The following is a 2,478-nucleotide window of genomic DNA, read 5'->3' as shown; positions in this document are numbered from 1 at the left end:
CCGCCTCGCACAGTTCGGGCAAACGGGGCGTGCCCGGTATCGAGGCGATCATTGCCGTTGCTTCCGGCAAGGGCGGCGTCGGCAAGTCGACCACCGCCGTCAACATCGCGCTCGGCCTCGCCGCCAACGGCCTGCGCGTCGGCGTGCTGGATGCCGACATCTACGGACCGTCCATGCCCAGGCTGCTCAACATCCACGGCCGGCCGCAGACCGTCGACGGCAAGATCCTGAAACCGATGGAGAATTACGGCCTGAAGGTAATGTCCATGGGTTTCCTCGTCGACGAGGAAACGCCGATGATCTGGCGCGGCCCGATGGTGATGTCGGCGCTGACGCAGATGCTGCGCGAGGTCGAATGGGGCCGTCTCGACGTGCTCGTCGTCGACATGCCGCCCGGCACTGGCGACGCGCAGTTGACCATGGCCCAGCAGGTGCCGCTGGCTGGTGCTGTCATCGTCTCGACGCCACAGGACCTGGCCCTGATCGACGCGCGAAAAGGCCTCAACATGTTCAAGAAGGTCGACGTCCCGTTGCTCGGCATCGTCGAGAACATGAGCTATTTCATCGCCCCGGACACCGGCAAGCGCTACGACATCTTTGGCCATGGCGGCGCCCGCCGCGAGGCCGAGCGCCTCGGCGTCACCTTCCTCGGTGAGGTGCCGCTCGAAATGGGCATTCGCGAAAGCTCGGATGCCGGCACGCCGGTTGTCGTCTCCAAGCCCGATGGCCCCGAAGCGAAAATCTACCGCGACATCGCCTCGAAGGTCTGGGACCGGGTCAACGAAGAGCGTGGTGCGGCTGCTGCTGCCGTGCCGAGTATTGTGTTTGAATAGCAGGCGCCGCCGTGCTGCAGCCTAGGCCGCGCCGACCTTCTCGCCAAAGCTGGAAAAAAACTGTCCAGCCAGTTTCTTCGAGGTCGATTCGATCAGGCGGCTGCCAAGCTGTGCGATCTTGCCCCCGACATCGGCCTTGGCCGCGTAGTTCAATATCGTGGCGTCGGGTCCATCCGCCGTCAGCGTCACGTCGGCGCCCCCCTTGGCGAAGCCTGCAATGCCGCCCTTGCCTTCGCCCTGGATGGTGTAGGAGTGCGGCGGCTTCAGGTTCTTCAGCGTCACTTCGCCGTTGAACGTCGCCTTGATCGGTCCGATCTTCACCACCACGGTTGCCGCCATCTCGGTCGGCGACTTCATCTCCAGGCTCTGGCAGCCGGGAATGGTCGCCTTCAAGACCTCGGGATCGTTCAGCGCTTCCCACACTTTTTGCAGCGGTGCGGCAATGCGCTCCTCGCCTTCGATCACCAAAGCCATGAAAACCTCCCGGACAAGACTGCCCGAACCCGTAACGCACGGCTCGGTGCGTGTCTATCGCACCAAAGTCCGGTTGCGACCGCACGCCCTCTTGCCTGCTCCCGCGCGTTGCCATATCGATTTGTCTTACAAATACGGAGACCATGATGGCAGGCGCCCCCACCCATAAGAAAAAATTTCGCTCGCAGGAGTGGTTCGACAATCCCGACAATCCGGGCATGACGGCGCTCTATCTCGAACGCTATCTCAATTACGGCCTGACGCGCGCCGAACTGATGTCCGGCAAGCCGCTGATCGGCATCGCCCAGACCGGCTCGGATCTGTCGCCTTGCAACCGTCACCATATCGAACTCGCCAAGCGTGTGCGCGAAGGCATCGTCTCGATGGGCGGCATTCCCTTCGAGTTTCCTTGCCATCCGATCCAGGAGACCGGCAAGCGCCCGACCGCGGCACTTGACCGCAACCTTGCCTATCTCAGCCTTGTCGAGGTGCTCTACGGCTATCCGCTCGATGGCGTCGTGCTGACCATCGGTTGCGACAAGACGACACCGGCCCTGCTGATGGCGGCGGCCACCGTCAACATCCCGGCGATCGCCCTGTCGGTCGGCCCGATGCTCAATGGCTGGCACAAGGGCAAGCGCACCGGCTCCGGCACCATCGTCTGGGAATCACGCCAGCGCCTGTCGGCCGGCGAGATCGATTATGACGAGTTCATGGATATCGTCGCCTCGTCGGCGCCGTCCACCGGCTATTGCAACACCATGGGCACCGCCACCACGATGAACTCGCTGGCCGAGGCGCTTGGCATGCAGTTGCCGGGCTCGGCCGCCATTCCCGCGCCCTACCGCGAGCGCGGCCAGATTTCCTATGAGACCGGAAAACGCATCGTCGAGATGGTGCATGAGGATCTGAAGCCGTCCGACATCATGACGAGAGAGGCTTTCGAGAACGCCATCGTCGTCAATTCGGCCATTGGCGGCTCGACCAACGCGCCTATCCATCTCAACGCCATCGCCCGTCACCTTGGAGTCAAGCTCGACAATGACGACTGGCAGACGGTCGGCCTCAATGTGCCGCTGCTGGTCAATTTGCAGCCGACGGGCGAATATCTCGGCGAGGACTACCATCATGCCGGCGGCGTGCCGGCGGTCATCGCCGAACTGATGAAGGG

The 2,478-nt window shown here is 63.1% G+C and carries 3 protein-coding genes; 2 read left to right on the top strand and 1 reads right to left on the bottom strand.

Annotated elements, in window-relative coordinates; genetic code table 11:
* Positions 1–833 (top strand): Mrp/NBP35 family ATP-binding protein (locus EN984_RS31105; protein WP_164765773.1); only part of this gene is annotated, 833 nt, incomplete at its 5' end.
* Positions 834–854: 21 nt separating this feature from the next.
* On the opposite strand, the gene EN984_RS31100 is transcribed toward EN984_RS31105, so the two are convergent.
* Positions 855–1,307, bottom strand: coding sequence for a carbon monoxide dehydrogenase subunit G (locus EN984_RS31100; RefSeq protein ID WP_013528005.1), 453 nt, complete (start codon positions 1,305–1,307; stop codon positions 855–857).
* Between the two features lie 146 nt (positions 1,308–1,453).
* On the opposite strand from EN984_RS31100, the gene EN984_RS31095 reads away from it, so the two are divergent.
* Positions 1,454–2,478, top strand: a 1,025-nt coding sequence (locus EN984_RS31095) for a dihydroxy-acid dehydratase (RefSeq protein WP_206517528.1), incomplete at its 3' end; no start/stop codon positions are given.

Origin of the sequence: Mesorhizobium sp. M7A.F.Ca.CA.004.12.1.1 (assembly GCF_003997835.1) — a bacterium.
Taxonomy (GTDB): Bacteria; Pseudomonadota; Alphaproteobacteria; order Rhizobiales; family Rhizobiaceae; genus Mesorhizobium.
The sequence above is the reverse complement of the archived record's forward strand: the minus strand, read 5'-3'. Positions and strand labels throughout refer to the sequence as shown.